This window comes from Polymorphospora sp. NPDC051019, from assembly GCF_040683055.1.
In the GTDB taxonomy this organism is placed as follows: domain Bacteria; phylum Actinomycetota; class Actinomycetes; order Mycobacteriales; family Micromonosporaceae; genus Polymorphospora; species Polymorphospora lycopeni.
Genome location: NZ_JBFBCH010000003.1, coordinates 370,264 through 389,749, shown reverse-complemented (window position 1 = coordinate 389,749; position 19,486 = coordinate 370,264). Strand labels below are relative to the sequence as shown.

17 protein-coding genes are annotated in these 19,486 nt (G+C 72.3%); 8 read left to right on the top strand and 9 right to left on the bottom strand.

What is annotated here, in order from left to right; translation table 11 throughout:
- Nucleotides 1–8 precede the first annotated feature (8 nt).
- Nucleotides 9–470, bottom strand: a complete 462-nt coding sequence (locus AB0M79_RS08670) for a hypothetical protein (RefSeq protein WP_364209667.1) — start codon at nucleotides 468–470, stop codon at nucleotides 9–11.
- Between the two features lie 73 nt (nucleotides 471–543).
- Between AB0M79_RS08670 and lipB the strand changes: the two genes are divergently transcribed.
- Complete coding sequence (lipB, locus tag AB0M79_RS08665; protein ID WP_357537727.1) at nucleotides 544–1,182, top strand: lipoyl(octanoyl) transferase LipB; 639 nt, start codon at nucleotides 544–546, stop codon at nucleotides 1,180–1,182.
- 128 nt (nucleotides 1,183–1,310) lie between these two features.
- Here lipB and aspS read toward each other — a convergent pair whose 3' ends face one another.
- Nucleotides 1,311–2,597: an aspartate--tRNA(Asn) ligase gene (gene aspS, locus AB0M79_RS08660; protein ID WP_364209663.1), complete on the bottom strand. Its 1,287-nt coding sequence runs from the start codon at nucleotides 2,595–2,597 to the stop codon at nucleotides 1,311–1,313.
- Nucleotides 2,598–3,023: 426 nt separating this feature from the next.
- On the opposite strand from aspS, the gene lipA reads away from it, so the two are divergent.
- The 4 genes from lipA (at nucleotide 3,024) to AB0M79_RS08640 (ending at nucleotide 7,795) form a co-directional block, all read left to right on the top strand.
- Nucleotides 3,024–3,944 carry a lipoyl synthase gene (gene lipA / locus AB0M79_RS08655; RefSeq protein ID WP_364209930.1) on the top strand — a complete coding sequence of 307 codons (921 nt, stop codon included), beginning with the start codon at nucleotides 3,024–3,026 and terminating at the stop codon, nucleotides 3,942–3,944.
- Nucleotides 3,945–4,090: 146 nt separating this feature from the next.
- Nucleotides 4,091–5,566, top strand: a complete 1,476-nt coding sequence (locus AB0M79_RS08650; RefSeq protein WP_364209660.1) for an NAD(P)/FAD-dependent oxidoreductase — start codon at nucleotides 4,091–4,093, stop codon at nucleotides 5,564–5,566.
- Nucleotides 5,563–7,095 (top strand): hypothetical protein, encoded by a 1,533-nt coding sequence (locus AB0M79_RS08645; protein ID WP_364209657.1) that lies wholly within the window; start codon nucleotides 5,563–5,565, stop codon nucleotides 7,093–7,095. The genes AB0M79_RS08650 and AB0M79_RS08645 overlap by 4 nt, the downstream gene beginning before the upstream one ends.
- Before the next feature lie 10 nt (nucleotides 7,096–7,105).
- Nucleotides 7,106–7,795: a DUF4191 domain-containing protein gene (locus AB0M79_RS08640; protein ID WP_357537733.1), complete on the top strand. Its 690-nt coding sequence runs from the start codon at nucleotides 7,106–7,108 to the stop codon at nucleotides 7,793–7,795.
- A 191-nt stretch (nucleotides 7,796–7,986) separates the two neighbouring features.
- On the opposite strand, the gene AB0M79_RS08635 is transcribed toward AB0M79_RS08640, so the two are convergent.
- The 6 genes from AB0M79_RS08635 to AB0M79_RS08610 form a co-directional block, all read right to left on the bottom strand.
- A complete protein-coding gene (locus AB0M79_RS08635; protein WP_364209654.1) occupies nucleotides 7,987–8,646 on the bottom strand; it encodes an ATP-binding cassette domain-containing protein in 660 nt (219 codons plus the stop codon).
- Nucleotides 8,640–9,695 (bottom strand): ABC transporter ATP-binding protein, encoded by a 1,056-nt coding sequence (locus AB0M79_RS08630; protein ID WP_364209651.1) that lies wholly within the window; start codon nucleotides 9,693–9,695, stop codon nucleotides 8,640–8,642. The genes AB0M79_RS08635 and AB0M79_RS08630 overlap by 7 nt, the downstream gene beginning before the upstream one ends.
- Nucleotides 9,692–10,774: an ABC transporter permease gene (locus AB0M79_RS08625; protein WP_364209648.1), complete on the bottom strand. Its 1,083-nt coding sequence runs from the start codon at nucleotides 10,772–10,774 to the stop codon at nucleotides 9,692–9,694. The genes AB0M79_RS08630 and AB0M79_RS08625 overlap by 4 nt, the downstream gene beginning before the upstream one ends.
- Nucleotides 10,767–11,744, bottom strand: coding sequence for an ABC transporter permease (locus tag AB0M79_RS08620; protein WP_364209645.1), 978 nt, complete (start codon nucleotides 11,742–11,744; stop codon nucleotides 10,767–10,769). The genes AB0M79_RS08625 and AB0M79_RS08620 overlap by 8 nt, the downstream gene beginning before the upstream one ends.
- Nucleotides 11,741–13,378 carry an ABC transporter substrate-binding protein gene (locus AB0M79_RS08615; protein ID WP_364209642.1) on the bottom strand — a complete coding sequence of 546 codons (1,638 nt, stop codon included), beginning with the start codon at nucleotides 13,376–13,378 and terminating at the stop codon, nucleotides 11,741–11,743. Before AB0M79_RS08615 ends, AB0M79_RS08620 begins: the two co-directional genes overlap by 4 nt.
- A gap of 249 nt (nucleotides 13,379–13,627) precedes the next feature.
- Nucleotides 13,628–14,044, bottom strand: coding sequence for an RDD family protein (locus AB0M79_RS08610; protein ID WP_364209639.1), 417 nt, complete (start codon nucleotides 14,042–14,044; stop codon nucleotides 13,628–13,630).
- Between the two features lie 254 nt (nucleotides 14,045–14,298).
- Between AB0M79_RS08610 and glnA the strand changes: the two genes are divergently transcribed.
- The 3 genes from glnA (at nucleotide 14,299) to AB0M79_RS08595 (ending at nucleotide 17,927) form a co-directional block, all read left to right on the top strand.
- A complete protein-coding gene (gene glnA, locus AB0M79_RS08605; RefSeq protein ID WP_364209636.1) occupies nucleotides 14,299–15,723 on the top strand; it encodes a type I glutamate--ammonia ligase in 1,425 nt (474 codons plus the stop codon).
- A gap of 849 nt (nucleotides 15,724–16,572) precedes the next feature.
- The gene (locus AB0M79_RS08600; RefSeq protein WP_364209633.1) at nucleotides 16,573–16,959 is read left to right on the top strand and encodes a helix-turn-helix transcriptional regulator; all 387 of its coding nucleotides are present in this window, start codon (nucleotides 16,573–16,575) and stop codon (nucleotides 16,957–16,959) included.
- Nucleotides 16,956–17,927 (top strand): hypothetical protein, encoded by a 972-nt coding sequence (locus AB0M79_RS08595; protein WP_364209630.1) that lies wholly within the window; start codon nucleotides 16,956–16,958, stop codon nucleotides 17,925–17,927. Before AB0M79_RS08600 ends, AB0M79_RS08595 begins: the two co-directional genes overlap by 4 nt.
- On the opposite strand, the gene mptB is transcribed toward AB0M79_RS08595, so the two are convergent.
- Entirely contained in the window at nucleotides 17,924–19,486 is a 1,563-nt protein-coding gene (gene mptB, locus AB0M79_RS08590; RefSeq protein WP_364209627.1) for a polyprenol phosphomannose-dependent alpha 1,6 mannosyltransferase MptB, read from the bottom strand. The genes AB0M79_RS08595 and mptB overlap by 4 nt on opposite strands.

Here is a 19,486-nt window from a genome sequence, read left to right as displayed (position 1 = left end):
CCGGGCGGTCAGGCGTGGCCGCCGACGAAGCCGAGCACCGCGGCGGTGCCGACCAGGACCAGCATCGTGAGGGCGACCCGCCGGAAGCGGCGCCGCAGGTCGGGCAATTCGGCCGGCAGGGCGAAGACCCGGCGCGGCCAGCCCCGCCAGGACACCCACCAGAAGAGACCGCTGGCCCCGGCGAGCAGGACCGCCTTGACCGCGACCAGCAGCCAGCCGGCGGTGCTGATCCCGTCGGCGGCGGCCAGGCCGGTGAGCGCTATCCCGGACAGCCACAACACGGTGATCAACGCGAGCACCGGCCGCCGGTTGCCGTGGGCGAGGCCCCGTTCGGCCTCCTCGATCCGCACCGGGTCGCCGTCGAACATCCGGCCGATCTTCGGCTGGAGCACGAACAGGCTGTAGCTCATGGCGCCCAGCCAGAGCGCGGCGACCCCGGCGTGGACCAGCAGGAGCATGATCGTCAGCACGACCGCCAGGCTAGCCGCCCCGGTGACCGGTCTCACCGGCCCGCACGACCGGCGGCGGGACTACGCTGGCCTGGTGACCACCACAATCTCCGGCCTGACCGTCGTCGACGCCGGCGTCGTCGACTACCTGGCCGCCTGGGACGAGCAGCGCCGCCGCCACGAGGCCGTGGTGGCCGGCGAGGAGCCGGACACCGTGCTGCTGCTGGAGCACCCGAGCGTCTACACGGCCGGCAAGCGGACCGAGCCGTGGGACCGGCCGGTGGACGGCACGCCGGTCGTCGACGTCGACCGGGGTGGCAAGATCACCTGGCACGGTCCGGGGCAGCTCGTCGGCTACCCGATCCTCCGCCTGCCCGACCCGGTCGACGTGGTCGCCTACGTACGTCGTACCGAGCAGTTGCTGATCGACGTGTGCGCCGAGTTCGGGCTGGCCACCGACCGGATCGAGGGTCGCAGCGGGGTGTGGGTGCCGCAGGACGACCGGGGTCCGGCCCGCAAGGTCGCCGCGATCGGCATCCGGGTGTCGCGGGGCGTGACCCAGCACGGGTTCTCCATCAACTGCGACTGCGACCTGACCGCCTTCGACCGGATCGTGCCGTGCGGCATCCGCGACGCGGGCGTCACCTCGCTGACCGCCGAACTGGGCCGGCCGGTGACGGTCGCCGACGTACTCCCGGTGGTGCACCGCCACCTCCCCACCCTCCTGCCCTGACCGGCCCCCCGCTTCGCCCGGCCCCGGGCCTCGCCCCACGCCAAGATCCGCGTGATCAGGGAGTTCCAGCCCCGACGCGCCGACGACGCGCCGGAAAAAGTCCCTGATCACGCGGATCATGAGGGTGGTTACGGGGTCAGGCGGTGAAGGTCGCGGGGGAAGGCCACCACCTCGCGTACGTTCGCCGCGCCGGTCAGCCTTGCCACGAAGCGTTCCAGGCCGATGGCGAAGCCGCCGTGCGGCGGGATCCCGTGCCGGAACGCGTCGACGTACGACGCGTACGGGCCGACCGACTCGCCCCGGGCGGCCAGCGCCGCGACGTAGTCGGCGTGCCGGTGCAGCCGCTGCCCGCCGGTGACCAGTTCGAGGCCGCGGAAGAGCAGGTCGAACCCGTTCGAGTACGCCGGTCGCGCCGGGTCCGGGTGGGTGTAGAACGGCCGCTTCCCCATCGGATAGCCGGTGACGAAAAGAAACTCCGACCCGTGCTCGGCGCGGGCCCACTCCCCCAGCGCCCGTTCGTGGGCCGGCGCGAGGTCGGGTTCGTCGGCCGGCGCCCCGGCGATCCGCAGCGCCTCGGTGAAGTGCACCGCCGGGATCTCGGCGGGCACCTCCGGCACCGTGACGTCGAGCGTGGCGAGGGCGGGTCCGCACCGCTCGCCCACCGTCGCCAGCATCCCGGCCAGTACGTCGCGCAGCATCGCCATCACGTCGCGGTGGTCGGTGACGAAGCCGAACTCGACGTCGAGCGAGGTGTACTGGGCCAGGTGCCGGACGGTGTCGTGCGGCTCGGCCCGGAAGACCGGCCCGACCTCGTAGACCCGTTCGAAGACGCCGACCATCAGTTGCTTGTAGAACTGCGGCGACTGGGCCAGGTAGGCCGGCCGGCCGAAGTAGTCGAGGGCGAAGACGTTGGCGCCGCTCTCGGTCGCCGAGCCGACGATCTTCGGGGTGTGCACCTCGACGAACCCCCGGCCGTCGAGTGTGGACCGGAAGCCGGCCGTCGCGGCGGCCGAGATCCGCAGCGCCGCGGCCCGGGTCGGGTGGCGCAGGGCCACCGGGGCGTGGTCGAACTGGGTCGGCAGGGTCGCCGCCAGCGCCGGCCGGTACAGGTCGAACGGCGGCGGTACGGCGGGCGCGCCGAGCGGGCGTACGACCGGGTCGACGACCTCGACCCCGGCGGGCGCCGACGGGTTGGCGACCACCCGGCCGGTGATCTCGACGACCGTCTCCTCGGGCAGTTCCTCGAGCCGGGTACGGGTGTCCGGGGCGGTGACCACGACCTGGGCGAGCCCGGCGGCGTCACGCAGGATCAGGAACGCGACCGACTTGAGCAGCCGCCGGCGGTGGATCCAGCCGGCGACGACGACCTGTTCGCCGATGTGGGCGGACAGTCGGGTGGAAAGGATGCGTTGCATTTCGGCACCTCCTTGCGTAATCGCAACGCGATCCCCAGGGAGGTGTGGGCGAGCGGGAACCTCGCGGTGCCACCACACCTTCGCCCCCGCCGGGCGGGGGCCTCGTTCGTCGCCCGGTGACGTGGGCCAGTCCGGCGGGCTCTACTGGGCGCCGGGGCGCCGTTCTTCCCGCAGCTCGGGAGGGTCTTCACACCCCGTCCGGAGGTCGCCTTCGCAGCTGCCGGCGGCTCTCTGGACTCCGGGGGCGAGGTGCTACTCGGCTCCGTCGTCGCTGTTGCCCATGACGTTAACAGCGACCGCCACCGGTTTTCGACGGCGCGGGGTGAGCGCCGTCACATCACGACGTGACCCTCATCGCCCACCCTCCATCCCGTCCGGCCTGCGGCGTAGGCTCGTGAGGTGACCATCGCACCCGAGGGCCGGCGCATGTTGCGCATCGAGGCCCGTAACGCCGAGACCCCGATCGAGCGCAAGCCGCCATGGATCAAGGTCAAGGCGAAGATGGGCCCCGAATACACCGAGTTGCGCGGTCTGGTCGCCAAGGAAGGGCTGCACACGGTCTGCCAGGAGGCCGGCTGTCCCAACATCTACGAATGCTGGGAAGACCGCGAGGCGACCTTCCTCATCGGCGGCGACCAGTGCACCCGCCGGTGCGACTTCTGCCAGATCGACACCGGCAAGCCGGCCGAGTTCGACGCCGACGAGCCGCGCCGGGTCGCCGAGTCGGTGGCCACGATGGGGCTGCGCTACGCGACCGTCACCGGCGTCGCCCGCGACGACCTGCCCGACGGCGGTGCCTGGCTCTACGCCGAGACGGTCCGGCAGATCCACTCCCTCCAGGAGGGCTGTGGCGTCGAGCTGCTCATCCCGGACTTCAACGGTGACCCCGACCAGCTCGCCGAGGTGTTCGCCGCCCGGCCCGAGGTGCTGGCCCACAACGTCGAGACGGTGCCACGCATCTTCAAGCGGATCCGGCCGGCGTTCCGCTACGAGCGCTCGCTCGACGTCATCACCAAGGCCCGGGAAGCCGGCCTGGTCACCAAGTCCAACCTGATCCTCGGCATGGGCGAGGAACGTGAAGAGGTGGTCCAGGCGCTGCGTGACCTGCACGCCGCGGGCTGCGAGCTGATCACCATCACGCAATACCTGCGGCCGACCCCCCGGCACCACCCGGTCGAGCGGTGGGTCAAGCCGGAGGAGTTCGTCGAACTGAGCGCCGAGGCCGAGGCGATCGGATTCGCCGGCGTGATGAGCGGCCCGCTGGTCCGTTCGTCCTACCGGGCCGGCCGGCTCTACCAGCAGGCCATTGACGCCCGCAAACTCGGCACCACCACCCCCGCCCCCTGAAAGGGCATCGGTAGGTAACAGTTCACAACCAATTTTCGTGCTACATTCCGGCGGTCCCCCAGCGGCCGGCGTGCGCCTGTGCGCTCCACACCGCCCTCCACGCGGGTGCCGGCCCCGCATGGCGGTAAAGCGTGACGGAAATGAGCATGACGACACCACCCCAGACAGTCGTGATCGGTGCCGGCCCGGCCGGTCTCACCGCGGCCTACGAGCTGACCAAGCGCCAGGCCCCCGTCCAGGTCTTCGAGGCCGACGAAGTGGTGGGCGGCATCAGCCGCACCGTCGAACGCGACGGCTGGCGCTTCGACATCGGTGGCCACCGCTTCTTCACCAAGGTGCTCCAGGTCGAGACGCTCTGGCACGAGATCCTGCCGGACGACGAGTTCCTGCTCCGGCCCCGGATGAGCCGCATCCACTACCGCGGCCGGCTCTTCGACTATCCGCTGAAGGCCGGCAACGCGCTGAAGAACCTGGGTGTGTTCGAGGCGATCCGCTGCGTGGGCTCCTACCTGTCCGCCCGGATCTCGCCGCCCAAGGACCAGTCGCACCTCGCCGGCTGGGTGACGGCCCGCTTCGGGAAGCGGCTCTATTCGCACTTCTTCAAGACCTATAACGAAAAGCTCTGGGGGGTGCCGGCAACCGAACTGTCGTCGGACTGGGCCGCCCAAAGGATCAAGAATCTTTCCCTGCTCAACGCCGTGATCAACGCGCTGATGCCCAAGCGCAACCAGAAAGACATCACGAGCCTGATCGAGGAGTTCCAGTACCCGAAGTACGGCCCCGGAATGATGTGGGAACGGTGCACCGAACACATCGAAAAGCGGGGCGGAACAGTCACGCTCAACACCCGCGTACGAACCATCCACCGGGAGGACGGGCGGGCGGTGGCGGTCACCGTCAGCGGCCCCGACGGTGACCGGCGTGTGCCGGCCGACCACGTCGTGTCGTCGATGCCGATCTCCGAACTGGTCAAGGTGATGGACCCGCCGGCCCCGCCGGAGGTGCTGGCCGCCGCGAACGACCTGCGCTACCGGGACTTCCTCACCATCGCCCTGGTGGTTCCCGAGGAGTTCAGCTTCCCGGACAACTGGATCTACATCCACGAGCCGGAGGTCAAGGTCGGCCGGATCCAGAACTTCGGCTCCTGGTCGCCCTACCTGGTCAAGGACGGACGCACCTGTCTGGGGCTGGAATACTTCCTGACGCTCGGCGACGACCTGTGGAACAGCAGCGACGAGGACCTGATCAAGCTCGGCACGGCCGAGTTGGAGCAGCTCGGGCTGGTCCGGCCAGGCCTGGTCGAGACCGGGTACGTCGTACGGATGCCGAAGGCCTACCCGTTCTACGACTTCTCGTACAGCGACAACGTCGAGAAGATCCGCAGGTGGCTGGAGCGGGACGTGCCCAACGTGCACCCGGTCGGCCGCAACGGCATGCACCGCTACAACAACGCCGACCATTCGATGATGACGGCGATGCTCACCGTGGAGAACATCCTCGACGGCACCGACCACGACGTGTGGGAGGTAAACGTGGAGGAGGAGTACCACGAGGAGAAGCGGCCCGGTGACCACGGCACCGGCCGCGCCGCCCCGGTTCTTCCCAAGCCCGCATCGGCGTGACCGAGGTCGCCGCGGAGCCGGCGCGTCCCGCCCGGCTCCGCGCGCGGGTCACCGACCTGCTTGACCTGCTGTCCGGCCTGCCCGCCACGACGCTTCGGCTGGCCCGCGACCACTGGGCTCTCCTCGCGCTGCTCGCGATCGGTGGGGTCCTCCGCCTGCTGGTGATGGTCGGCTACGCCCCGGCCCTGTGGTACCAGGGCGACAGCCAGGGCTACCTCGGTCTCGCCTACCGGGAGGAGCCCGGGGTCATCCGCCCGTACGGCTACAGCTTCCTGCTGAACCTGCTGTTGCCGTTCGAGTCGGTGCGGCTGATGGTGCTCGTGCAGCACGCGGCCGGACTCGGGCTGGCCGCCGCCGCCTACGCGCTGCTCCAGCGCCGGGGCGTGACGCGGTGGGTGGCGCTGCTGGCCACCGTGCCGCTGGTGCTCGACGCCCGCACCGTCGCCCTGGAGCACTTCCTGCTCGCCGAGACGCTCTTCACCGTGCTGGTCACCGCCGGCCTGGTGCTGTTGTGCTGGCGGGACACCCCGGGCTGGCTCGCCTGCGTCGTCGCCGGCGGTCTCTTCGGCTGGGCCGCGGTGACCCGGTCGGTCGGGTTGGTGGCCCTGGCCGTACCCCTGCTCTACCTGATCCTGCGGCGGGTGCCGTGGCTACGGGTGGCCGCGTTCGCCTCGGTGGTCGGCGTGGTCCTCGGCGGCTACCTGGTCTGGTACCACAGCTTCCACGGCGTGTACTCGTTCGGCACGTACGGTGGGCGGTTCCTGTGGTCGCGTACGGCCACGTTCGTGGAGTGCGACCGGCTCACCCTCACCGACCGCGAACGGCAGTTGTGCCCCAGCCAGCCGCTCGGCGAGCGGCTGCCGTCGGACCTCTACCTGTGGAACGGGGGCGGCCCGAACAGCGACTTCCCCGACCGGTCGTACGACCCGGTCTTCAGCTCGTTCGCCCGCAAGGCGATCCTGGGCCAGCCACTGGACTTCCTGGCCATGGTCGGCACCGAGACCTGGCGTACGTTGCGCCCCGGGCCGCCGGCGACCGAGCGGGTCGCCTGTGTCGGCGAGGTCTGGGAGTTCCCGGTCACCGAGGAGCAGACCACCTGCCGGGCACACATCGCCCCGTTCGACCCGCGGCGGCAGCGGTTCGCCGGCAACGCCACCGACCACGAGCATCCGCTGATGGCACCACTGCACACCTACTCCAGGGTGGCGTCGGTGCCGGCGACCGTCGTCGGTCTCGCCTTCCTGCTGGTGGTGGCGTTGGCCCTGGTCCGCCCCCGGGCCTCCACCTGGCGCGAACACCTGGACCCGCTGACGTTCGCCGGCCTCGGCCTCGGAATGATCGTCGTTTCGGTCAGCACCTCCACGATCGACCCGCGCTACTCGATCCCGTCGCTGCCCCTGGCCATGATCGGCGCGGCGCTGGCCTGGCAGCGGTTCCGGTCCACCCGGACGGCTCCGCCCCCGTCCGCGCCGCCGGCACCGGCGCCGAGCCCGGAGCCGCGGATCGTGGCCACCGGGGCCGACCACTAGACTCCGTCGCATGGCAAAGCCCCAGGAGAAGGTCTCGTTCCGCACGCGGCTCAAGCAGATCGGGATGGTGTTCTCGTTCACCGCAAAGCGGGACCGGTGGTTCGTCCCGCTGGCCGCCGCGGCGGTGCTGTTGCCGCTCTCGCTCACCGTGGTCGCGGTCGTCTTCTGGGGCTGGCTGTGGCTGCCGATCGGTATCATGCTCGCCCTGCTCGGCCTGCTGATCGTGCTCAACCTGCGGTCCAACAAGGCGATGATGAACGCCGCCGAAGGGCAGCCGGGCGCGGCGGCGACGATCCTGGACAACATGCGGGGTGACTGGCGGGTGACGCCGGCGGTCAGCTCGACCACGCAGATGGACATGGTGCACCTCGTCATCGGCCGGCCGGGCGTCATCCTGCTCGCCGAGGGCAACGCGCAGCGCATCCGTGGCCTGCTCGGGCAGGAGAAGCGCCGGCTGGCCAAGGTCATCGGCACCGCCCCGCTCTACGACTACGTCATCGGTCAGGGTGAGAACGAGCTGCCGATCCGCAAGCTGCGGATGACGCTGATGCGGCTGCCCCGCAACCTCAGCGGCAAGGACGTCAACGCCCTCGACAAGCGGCTCAAGGCGCTGTCCGCCCGGCCGCAGATGCCCAAGGGCGCGATCCCGAAGAACATGCGGCCGCCGAAGGGCGCCTTCCGCCAGAGCCGCGGCCGCTGACGCCACGCCCCGCGCAGAGGGCAGCGACGTTGATCGTCTGCTGTTCCGGCACCCGACACGCCGTGATGTCGGTGCCGGAACAGCAGACGATCATTGCTTTTCCGGGTACCGCGCCCTTTCCGGGTACCGCGCCTTTCCGGGTGCCGGCGCCCCGGCCGGGACATCGGGGTCCCGGCCGCGACGCCGGAGGCTCAGCCGGCCACCGGAACCGGCGCGGCCAGCCGGACCACCCGGCCGGCCCAGACCGCCAGCAGGTCCTCGTCGTGGCTGACGGCGAGCACCCCCAGCCCCTCGTCGGCGGTGACCGCCCGGACCGCCTGCACCAGCCCGGCCGTGCTCGACGCGTCGAGCATCGCGGTCATCTCGTCGCAGATCAGGTAGCGGGGTCGTAGCACCAGGGCCCGGGCCAGGCAGGCCCGCTGCAACTGGCCGTCGCTAACCTCGTGCGGCAGCCGCCCGAGCAGGTCGGCGGTGAGGCCGACGAGTTCCGCCACCTCGGTCACCCGGGCGGCGTCGCCGCGCCCCGTCGCACGCAGCGGTTCGGCGACGACGTCGCGCAGGCACAGCCGGGGGTCGACGGACCGCCGCGGTGACTGGAAGACGACCCCGATCGCGGTCCGGGCGGCGCGCGGCGCGGCGTACCGGAACCGGCGTACTTCGGTGCCGTCGACGGTGACCGTGCCGGCCCAGGGGCGCTGGAGCAGGGCGAGCACCCGGACCAGGGTCGACTTGCCGCAGCCGCTCGGCCCGGCCAGCCCGACGATCTCCCCCGGCGCCACCTCGATGTCCATTCCGGACAGGACGGGCCGGCCCCGCCGGTAGCCGGCGGTGATCCCCTTCGCGGTCAGCATGTCCCGTCTCCTCCGCCGTTGGTGGCCGCCGGTGCGCCGGACAGCGCGGGTACCGCCGCGTCGCCGCCGGGGCGGCAGGCGATCCGGCGGTCGCCGACCGGGCGGGCGGTCGGGTCGCCGGAGCAGTCGCCGGGCACCCGGGCGTGGAACGCGCACCCGGCCGGCAGCCGGGACAGCTCCGGCGGCTGCCCCGGGATCGGGGTCAGGCCGTTGCGGGGCAGCGCCGCCAGCAGCCCACGGGTGTAGTCGTGCCAGGGGTCGGCCAGCACCGCCGCCGCCGGACCGCTCTCGACCAGCCGGGACGCGTACATGACGGCCAGGTCGTCGGCGACGTCCTCGGCCGCGGCCAGGTCGTGGGTGATCAGCAGGACCGCCCTGCCCTGGCCGGCCAGGTCGCGAAGCGCGGCGGTGGTGTTGCGGACCAGCGGCCGGTCCAGGCCCGCGGTCGGCTCGTCGGCGAGCACCACCTCCGGTTCGCCGACCAGTGCGAACGCCAGTGCCGCCCGCTGCGCCATCCCACCGGACAGCTCGTGCGGGAAGCGGTCCAGGTCGGCCGGGGTCAGCCCGACCCGGACGGCCAGTTCGTCGCAGTGTGCCCGCAGGGCCGCCTTGTCGCGTACCCCGGTCAGGGTCCGGACCGTCTCGGCGAGCTGTCCGCGGACCCGGCGGACCGGCGTCAGGTGGGTCGCCGCGGACTGCGGCACCAGCGCGACCCGACGGCCCCGGACCGATCCGGCCAGCACCCGTTCGGGGCAGCGCAGCAGGTCCAGCGGCGGTCCGCCGGCCGGGTCGGCCAGCTCCACCGTGCCGCGTACCTGGGCGTTGGCCGGCAGCAGGCCGAGGATCGCGGCGGCCAGCACCGACTTGCCGCACCCGCTCTCCCCGACCAGGGCCAGGACCCGACCGGGTACGAGGTCGAGGGTGACCCCGTTGACCGCCTGTACCACGGTCGGCGCGGCGCCCCGGCGGCGACCGTGGCCGACCAGGAACCGCACCGACAGGTCGCGTAGCGCCAGCCCGGCGGTCGTGCCCCGTCCCTTCGTCGTCACAGCGCCAGCTCCGTCCTGCGGCGCGGGGTGAGCCGGTCGCGCCACGCGGCACCGCACGCCGCGACGCCCAGCGTTGCCACCACGAGCAGCGCCGACGGGAAGACCAGCGCCCACCAGCCGCCGAGCATCGTCGCCTCGCGGGCCTCGTCGAGCAGGATGCCGATGCTTGCCTCGTGCGGGGCCAGGCCGAGCCCGAGGAAGCTCAGCGCGGTCTCGTGCCAGACCGCGTGCGGCAGCATCAGCACCGCCGCGAGGGCGGCCTGCGGTACGACGGCGGGCAGCAGGTGCCGGCGGGTGACCCGCCACCGCGACGCTCCCCCGCTGATGGCGGCGTCGACGAACTCGCGGTCGCGCAGCGACAGCACCTCGGCACGGACGATCCGGGCGACCGACGTCCAGTGGGTGAGCGTGATCGAGATGATGACGGCGGGCAGCCCGCCGCCGTAGAGGGCGACGATGACGATGCCGAGCAGCAGGTGCGGTACGGCGTTGACGGTGTCGACCAGGCGCATCACGATCTGGTCGACGACCCCGCCGGCGACCCCGGACAGGGCGCCGACGAGCGTCCCGATCAGCGTCGAGACGACCGCGCAGACGGCGGCGATCAGCAACGATACGCGCAGCCCGGCGGCGGACCGGACCAGCAGGTCGCGGCCGGCCGGATCGGTGCCGAAGGGGTGCTCGGCCGACGGGGCGGACAGCCCGGCGGAGTAGTCGGTGATCCGCGGGTCGAAGTCGGCCAGCCAGGGCACGAGTACGGCGTACCCGACCAGGAGCGCCAGCAGGCCCAGGCCGACGGCGGGCCGCAGCCGCGCCCACCCGGCCCGGCCCGGTCCGCGGCGCCGGGGCATCCCGGCCCGGGGCCGGGCCGCGTCGATCCACCCGCCGCCGGCCGGTTCCTCGCCGGGGGCCGGGTCGGTCGTGCGGGGTGCGTCGACCGTCGACGTGGAACCGGTTGGGAGCCGGCCTCCGCCAGCGGGCCGGCCCGGCTCGGCAACCCGGCCCTCGCCGGTGGCACGGGCGGTGTCGGTGCGCTCGCCTTCTTCGGTGGGGCGGGCGGTGTCGGTCAGGTCAGCCATCGGCGGCCACCCTCGGGTCGAGTAGCGCGTACGCCACGTCGGCGAGCAACGAGCCGACCAGCACCGCGATCGTGGACAGCAGGGTCAGGGCGGCCAGCAGCGGGAAGTCGACGGCGACCGCGGCGCGGACCACCGCCTGGGCGGCACCGGGCCAGGAGAAGACCTCCTCGACCAGCACCGCACCGGTGACGATCTCGGCGACCCGGGCGCCGAGCAGCGTCGTGAACGGCAGCAGCGCCGCCGGCAGCGCGTGCCGCAGCACCACCCGGGCCTCGGGCAGGCCGCGGGCCCGGGCCCCGGCCACGTGGTCGTCGGAGAGCGCGGTCAGCAGCGACTGCCGTACGTGCAACAGCAGCACCGGGGTCTGCGACAGGCCGAGCACCAGCGCCGGCAGCACCAGGTGGCGGGCCACCTGGGCGAAGGTCACCGGTGCACCGGCGTCGGTGAGTCCGGCGACCGGCAGCCACGACAGCGCGACGCCGAAGACGGCGATCGCGCCGAGCGCCACGACGAACGGCGGGATGCCCTCGATGGCGTGGCTGAACGCGGTCACCGCCCGATCGACCCAGCCGCCCTGCCGCCACGCCGACCACACCCCGAGGACGAGGGCGGTCGACATGGCCATCAGGAGGGCGACGGCGACCAGCAGAATCGTCCACGGCAGCCGCTCGACGATGACGTCGACGACCGGCTGGCGCAGCGCGACCGAGGTGCCGAGGTCGCCGGTCAGCAGGTCACCGGCCCAGTGCAGGTAGCGCTGCGGCCACGGGTCGTCGAAGCCGAGTTGGGCGGCGAGCCGGGCCTGGTCGTCCGGGTCCATGGTCAGGTAGCGGTCGCCGAGGTAGGCCGACAGCGGGTCGAACGGCGACGCCGCCGCCAGCGCGAAGATCGCCACCGAGACGAGCACCAGCACCGGTACGGCCAGCAGCGCCCGCCGCAGCACCAGCCGCGCGATGGGGGTCACGGTCACCGACCGGGCTTCCAGTCCCGCAGGTTCCACCACGGCCCCCAGGAGACGCCGTGCGAGTGCGGCTCCAGCACCGGGCGGGTGCCGGTCCAGTCGCCGTCCTTCATGACGTACGTGTGGTCCAGGTAGGCGAGCATGACGTTCGACGGTGCCTTGATCAGTTCGGCCTGCATGTCCTGGTAGGCCCGGGTCCGCTCGGCCGGGTCGACGGACCGGCGGCCGGCGTCCAGCGCCGCGTCCACGGCCTCGTTACGGTAGGCGCCCGGGTTGCGGAACGGGTTGTTCGCGTCGTACTGCGCGTAGCTGGAGTGCAGCGTCGCGTAGACCTGGGTGTCCGGGTCGTACGGGTTGTCCCCGCCGCCGAGCAGGCCGGCGTCCTGCGGGATGCGGGGCCGGAACTGCGGCCGGTCGACGCCCTCGAGGTTGACCTCGATGCCGATCTTCTTCGCGTCGGAGGTGAACGCCAGGCTGAGGTCGCGGCGCAGGGTCTCGCTCGGGAAGTACATCAGGGTGAACGCGGCCCGCTGGCCGTCCTTGACCCGGATCCCGTCGGGGCCGGGCACCCAGCCGGCCGCGTCGAGGATCTGGCCGGCCCTGGCCTGGTCGAAGGCGAAGGTGGCCTGCGGGTTGTGGAAGGTCCCGAGCGAATCCGGGATCGGGGTGTACGCCGGCTTGCCGTACCCGGCCAGGATGTTGTCGACCATGGCCTGGCGGTCGACGGCGTGGTTGAGGGCGAGCCGGATCGCCGGGTCGCCGGTCACCGGGTGGGCGGTGGGCAGGCTGACCGCCCGGAAGTCGGCGCTCGGGTGCGCGACGACCGAGAAGCCGTCACGGTCGGCGAAGGTGGCGGCCAGCTTGGGTGGCAGCCACGCCCCGTCGAACTCGCCGGCGCCGGTGCGCTGGGTGCGGGTGTTGTCGTCGGCGGCGATCACGACGGTCAGCTTCTTCACCGCCGGCTCGCCACCCCAGTGGTCGGGGTTGGCGGTGAGCACCATCTCGCTGCCCTTGCGCCACGACTCCAGCTTGTACGCGCCGGTGCCGATCGGCTTCTCGCCCAGCGGCGACGCGTCGGCGGGGCCCGGGGTGGCGACCGACTCGGCCGGCACGATGCCGAGCATCAGCCGGCGGTCGAACGGCGCGTACGGGTATTTCAGGGTGAACCTGACCGTGGTGGCGTCGACCTTGTCGACCGCCTGGAGCATCTCGAAGGAGCCGGCCAGCGGGGATCCGGAGACGGGGTCGAGCACCGCCCGGTAGGTGGCCACCACGTCGTCGGCGTCGAAGGTGGAGCCGTCGTGGAAGGTGACGCCGGTGCGCAGGTTGACGGTCCACTCGCGGGCGTCGGCGCTGGGTTCCGGAAGCTGCGCGGCGAGTGCCGGCTCGATCGCGGGCAGCACCCCGGGCTGGTACGGCGCCGGCCGGACCAGGCCGTCGTAGATCTTGCTGTATCCGGTCTCGGAGTAGCCGGCGATCGGGTTGAGGGTGCTGTCCTCGTAGGCGTCGGCGAGCACGATGCCGGTCGCGGCGCCGGCGCCGTCCGGGGCGTCGGGGTTGCCGCAGCCGGCGGCGGCCAGCAGGCCGAGGGCGGTCAGGCCGCCCAGCGCGGCACGCAGCGGTCGGCTCAGCGGGGAACTCATGCCGCCACCTCGATCCGGACGGTGCCGTCGTCTGCGGACCGGGGCCCGACTGCTCGCTCGCTCACGGTGTCCTCCAGGCGCGAACACGCCAGATGGTGATCAATGGTTGTTGCAAACTTTAGGCAACAGTACGGCGGAACGCCGTGGCGGACACCACATCCGGGACGGTCGGGGCGATGAAGACTCGGTGGCCGGCAGGCAACCGCCCGGCCGCCGGTCAGCGGAAGATCAACTCAGCGTAGTCGCTGGTCAGGACCGTGATCGATCGGTCGTGTCGGCCGGCGATCGACCGTCGAGGGGCACGATCACCGAGCCGGCGAGCCGGTCGTGCAGACCGCGCCGCTGGCCGTCCATGATGAGCGCCGGCACGACCAGGACCAGCAGCAGACCGCGCAAAAGAGCCCGGAAGACGCCGATCCGGCCGCTGTCGGCGTACGAGACGCACCGGATCTTCGCCACCCACATGCCCGGGGTCTGCGCGAAGAGGCCGACGAAGAAGGCGTACACACCGACCAGGACGACGACCGGCGGCCAGCCGTCACGGACCGGGTCGGCGAACAGGCTCGACACCGCGACGCAGGCGGCCCAGTCGACCATCAGGGCGGCGAAGCGGCGGGCCAGGCTCGGCGGCTCGAATCCGGTGCGGGGGGCGTCAAGTCTGGCCACGGAGAGTCAGGGTAACGGCGTCGATCCGGCGACCCGTCGGCGGCCGGCGCACATCGGCAGCCTTCCTGGTCGTCGAGCGGCCCGAAGCGCCCCACTGCGGTATCGTCCGTTTGGCGGCCACATGGCGTCCGACCGGCGGAGATCACGCTCCGCGAGTGACGTAACACGGCAGAAACAAGAGGGACATGGTCGGGCAACCGCACCGCCATAGCGTCGCGACCAGCCTAGCCACACCGTGGACGCCAGGAGGACGTGTGTTCGCCAACCCAGAGGAACTGCTGCGATACCTCAAAGAAGAGGGCGTCAGGTTCGTCGACGTACGTTTCTGTGACCTGCCCGGGGTGATGCAGCACTTCAACCTGCCGGCGGAGTCGTTCGACGAGAGCGTATTCACCGACGGCCTCGCCTTCGACGGATCGTCGATCCGCGGATTCCAGGCGATCCACGAGTCGGACATGCTGCTCCTGCCGGACGTCGCCACCGCCTTCATCGACCCGTTCCGGGTGCAGAAGACGCTCGCCATCAACTTCTTCATCCACGACCCGTTCACCCGGGAGCCGTACTCGCGCGACCCGCGCAACGTGGCCAAGAAGGCGGAGGCCTACCTGGCGGCCAGCGGCATCGCCGACACCGCCTACTTCGGCCCCGAGGCGGAGTTCTACATCTTCGACTCGATCCGCCACGAGACCTCGGCCCACCAGGCGTTCTACTACATCGACTCGATCGAGGGCGCCTGGAACACCGGCCGCGAGGAAGAGGGCGGCAACCGCGGCTACAAGACCGCCTACAAGGGTGGCTACTTCCCGGTCCCGCCGGTCGACCACTACGCCGACCTGCGCGACAGCATCGTGCAGCGACTGATCGGCGCCGGCTTCACCGTCGAGCGCTCGCACCACGAGGTCGGCACCGCCGGCCAGGCCGAGATCAACTACAAGTTCTCGACCCTGCTGCACGCCGCCGACCAGCTCCAGCTCTTCAAGTACATCGTGAAGAACGAGGCGTGGGCCGCCGGCAAGACCGCGACCTTCATGCCCAAGCCGCTCTTCGGCGACAACGGCTCCGGCATGCACACCCACCAGAGCCTCTGGCTCAACGGTGAGCCGCTGTTCTACGACGAGACCGGCTACGCCGGCCTGTCCGACATGGCCCGCTGGTACATCGGCGGCCTGCTGCACCACGCCCCGTCGCTGCTCGCCTTCACCAACCCGACCGTCAACTCCTACCGGCGCCTGGTGCCCGGCTACGAGGCCCCGGTCAACCTGGTCTACTCGCAGCGCAACCGCTCCGCCTGCACCCGTATCCCGGTCACCGGCAGCAACGCCAAGGCCAAGCGGGTCGAGTTCCGCGTGCCGGACCCGTCGGCCAACGTCTACCTCGCCTTCGCGGCGATGATGATGGCCGGCCTCGACGGCATCAAGAGCAAGATCGAGCCGCCGGAGCCGATCGACAAGGACCTCTACGACCTCCCGCCGGAGGAGTGGGGCAGCGTCAAGCAGGTTCCGGGCTCGCTGCCGGAGGTGCTCGACTCGCTGGAGGCCGACCACGACTTCCTGCTCGAGGGCGGCGTCTTCACCCCCGACCTGATCTCCACCTGGGTCGAGTGGAAGCGCACCAACGAGGTCGACCCGATCCGCCTGCGCCCGACCCCGCACGAGTTTGAGATGTACTACAACGTCTGACCCGCACCATCTGTCCGGCTGGGCCGGTCTCGCGTACGTGGGACCGGCCCAGCCGTTTCCACACGGCTCGCCGGCCGAGCGGTACTCGCCCCGGCCGGGCCACCGCTCCCGTCTACCCCGCCCCCCGCTCCCGCGCACGCAGGCCGCCGCTCCCGTTTACGCGGCCCGCCACTCCCGCACACGCAGGCCGCCGCTCCCGTTTACCGGGGCCGCCGCTTCCACGTACGCAGGCCGCCGCTTCCGCGCATTCGGGGCCGCCGCTTCCGCGCACGCAGGCCGCTACTTCCGCGCGTGGGGCCAGCCCGCCGTTTGACGCGCATGGGCGGCCCGGCCCGCCGTCTCCGGGCACGCGGGCCGGCCCGCCCTCTCCGCAAGGGCGGCCTGGCCATCTCCCCTGTCAGGGGCGCTCGCCGCCGGTTGATCGTCTGCTGTTCAGACACACCGATCCCGGCGTGTCGAACGCCTGAGCCGCAGACGATCAAGACAAGCGAATTCCAGCCTTCAGAAGGCGGAGCTACTACTGTCACGCCCCACAGCGAATTCGGCGTATCCACAGCGAATTCGCTGTGAGCCCCAACAGCAACCGTCCCGGCCACCGAGAGGGCCGGACATCTCCCCGCCTCCCCTCCCCCACCCCGAACCGTCCCGTTGATCAAGGAGAAGTCCCGCGACATAGCGCTACAGAACGGGCACACCTTCTCCTTGATCAACGCGGCCAAGGCGGGGCAGGGCAAGGGCGGGACGGCGGCGCGACGGGCGCAACGGAGGCGGGGCGGAGGCGCGCGGCGGGGCGAGGGCGGGGTATGAGTTTGGTGGCGGTATATCTTTGCCACCGTTATATTGTGTGCCATGTCGTCACCGTTGCGGGAACCCACGTTCCTGATCCTCACGGCGCTCGCGGGCGGCCCCATGCACGGTTACGGGATCATCGGTGAGGTCGCCGAACTGTCCGGCGGCCGGCTGGCGATGCGCCCCGGCACGCTGTACGGCGCGCTCGACCGCCTCACCGACGAGGGCCTCGTCGCGGCCGACCGCGAGGAGGTGGTCGACGGGCGGCTGCGCCGCTACTACCGGCTCACCGACGCCGGTGGCGAGACCCTGGCCGCCGAGACCGAGCGCCTGCGCCGCAACGTCGAGGCCGCCACCGCCCGGCTGCGCGACCGGGCCGCCGGGCGCCGGTCCGCGCCGGGGCCGGCCGCGGCCGCCAACCCGCTCGCCACCGGAGGTCTGGCGTGAGCGACCGGACGCGACTGGAACGCCGCTACCGCCGGCTGCTGTGGGCGTACCCGAAGGACTACCGGGCGCGGCGCGGTGACGAGATCGTCGGGACGTACCTGGAACTGGCCGGGACCGACCGGCGGCGGCCGTCGCCCGCGGACGCCGTGGACCTGCTGCGCGGCGGGCTGCGCCAGCACCTGCGGATGGCCGGCCCGGACGTCGTCGCCGGCGCCCACCTCGCCGCCGTCCTCGCGCTGGCCACCGCGGTGGCGATGGCCGCCATCTGGCTCGTGTACTTCGAGCTCGGGCCACGCGAACCGCTGTCTATCCCGTTGCAGTTCGGCCCGTTCTGGAGCCTCGGCGCGGTGCCGTGGATCGCCTGGCTCGCCGTCGGCCTGGTCGCCGTGGTGGCACCCCGGCGCCGGGTCCGGATCGGGATCGGTGCCGCGATCGTGCTCACCGGCGCGGTCGTTCCGGCGAGCGTGCTCACCGGGACGATCCGGCCGCCGCTGTTCGTGCTGCTGCCGCAGATCGCGCTCGGGCTGGTCGCGCTCGCCCTGCCGGCACGTCCGACCGCCGTCGCGCGGGTGGTCCCGTTCGCGGGTGCGGTCCTGTTCGGCGCGCTGCCCGCGGTCCTCGGGGTCTACCGTTCGTTCCGCCCGCTCGGCTACTGGAACCACTATGACGTTCCGGCGGGTGCCGCACTCCTGCTCAGCGTGGTGGCGGTGCTGGCCGCGGTCACCGGTGGCGTGCTGGGTGGCGGCGCGGCGCGCGGCGGTGGGGTCTGGACGATGCTGATGCTGGCTCCGCCGGTCGGGCTGCTCGCCACCCAGTCGCTGGCGACCACATACCTGACCCCGTCCGGCCAGTTCAACGCGTCGTGGGCGGCGCTGCTCGCCGTCTCGGTCGCGGCCACGGTGCTGACCACCGGCGTACTCGGGCTCGCCCTCGCGCTCCGCACCCGCCGCCACGGCCACCGGCTCTAGCGATCGCCCGCTTCGCGGCCGTGCGCGGGTACGGGTGCCGGGCCGGTGGACCGGGGGGCGGTCCGCCACCAGCGCCAGACCCGGATCCCGACCAGCACCACCAGGATCGCCATGAGCGGGGCACCGGGGAACTTGGTGTAGCGGGGCAGGCCCGTCCCGTCGGGCAGGACCAGGAAGCAGGCGACCGCGCACACGCCGACGAACCAGCGCAGCCGGGTCGTGGTCGCCGCGACCAGGGCCAGCGGCCAGGTGAGATACCACGGGTGGAAGACCGGCGACAGTGCCACCGTGGCGACCAGCGCGATCGCCGCCGCGGTCAGCGGATCCCGCCCGAGGTCGCCGCTGGCCGCCGGCACCGCCGTCCCGGCGGCATCCGCCGCCCCGGCGCCACCCGCGCCGGACGTACCCGCCTCGTCCCGGGACGGCCCGCCGGGCGCGACCGCCGGGCGCGACCGCCACCACAGGGCGACCAGGAACACCAGCAGCACCAGCATGCCGACCAGCCGGGCGGCCGGTATCGCGTCGAAGTGCACGCCGAAGAGGCGGGGCACGTAGCTGATGGTCTGCCCGACGGCCGTCGGCGGGGAACTCCACTGGATCGTGTCGCCGCTGCTGGACAGCCCGGCGATCCAGCCGAACCCGCGGCCGGCCACGAGGGTGACGGCGACCATCGCGCCGAGCGCGCCGGCGACCACGACGCCGCCGTACCGGACCAGGTCCCGCCACCGGAAGGCGGCCGGCAGGGCGAGGAGGGCGGCGAACGGCACGACGACGCCGGCGGTGGCCTTGACCGCGACGGCGAGGCCGAGCAGCGCACCCGCGCCCACCATCGCCCAGGCCCGCCCGGGGCGGGTGACGAGCAGGGCGAGGCCGGCGAGGACCAGTCCGATCATCAGTGCGTCGTTGTGTGCCCCGGAGACCAGGTGGATCGCGACGAGCGGGCAGGCCAGCCCGATCCACAGGGCCCGACCGGCGGGTACGCCGCAGCGCCGGGCCAGGACCGGCAGGGTGGCGGCGGTGAGCCCCACCCCGAGTACGGCGATCACCCGGAACGTGGCGATGATCGTGGTGAGGTTGTCGGTGGCGGCGACGACCCCGCCGGCGATCAGGACGAAGAGCGGCCCGTACGGGGCGGGGGTGTCCCGCCAGATCCGGGAGATCGAGTCGAGCCAGGGGCAGGGCAGGGCGGAGACCCCCTGCTCGTACGGGTTGAACCCGGCCGCGTACGTGGCGCCCTGGCAGGCGTACGCGTAGACGTCGCGGCTGGCCAACGGCGGCGCGAACAGCAGCGGCAGCAGCCACAGTCCGGTGGTGACCAGCGCCCAGCGGGTCGACTGCACCGCGTCGCGGGCGGCCCACCAGGCGCCGGTCATCAGCGCGGTGCCGACCAGCCAGCAGGCGATGATCAGCGGGCCGTTCTCCCCGCGCAGGATCTTCAGCGGGGTGACGCCGATCTCGAGTTCGACGAGCGCGCCGCCGAGGTAGGCGGCGACGGCCAGCAGCACCGCCCCGGCGAAGCCGGCGTACCGGACGATTGTCAGCCGTTGCACGCCGCTCAT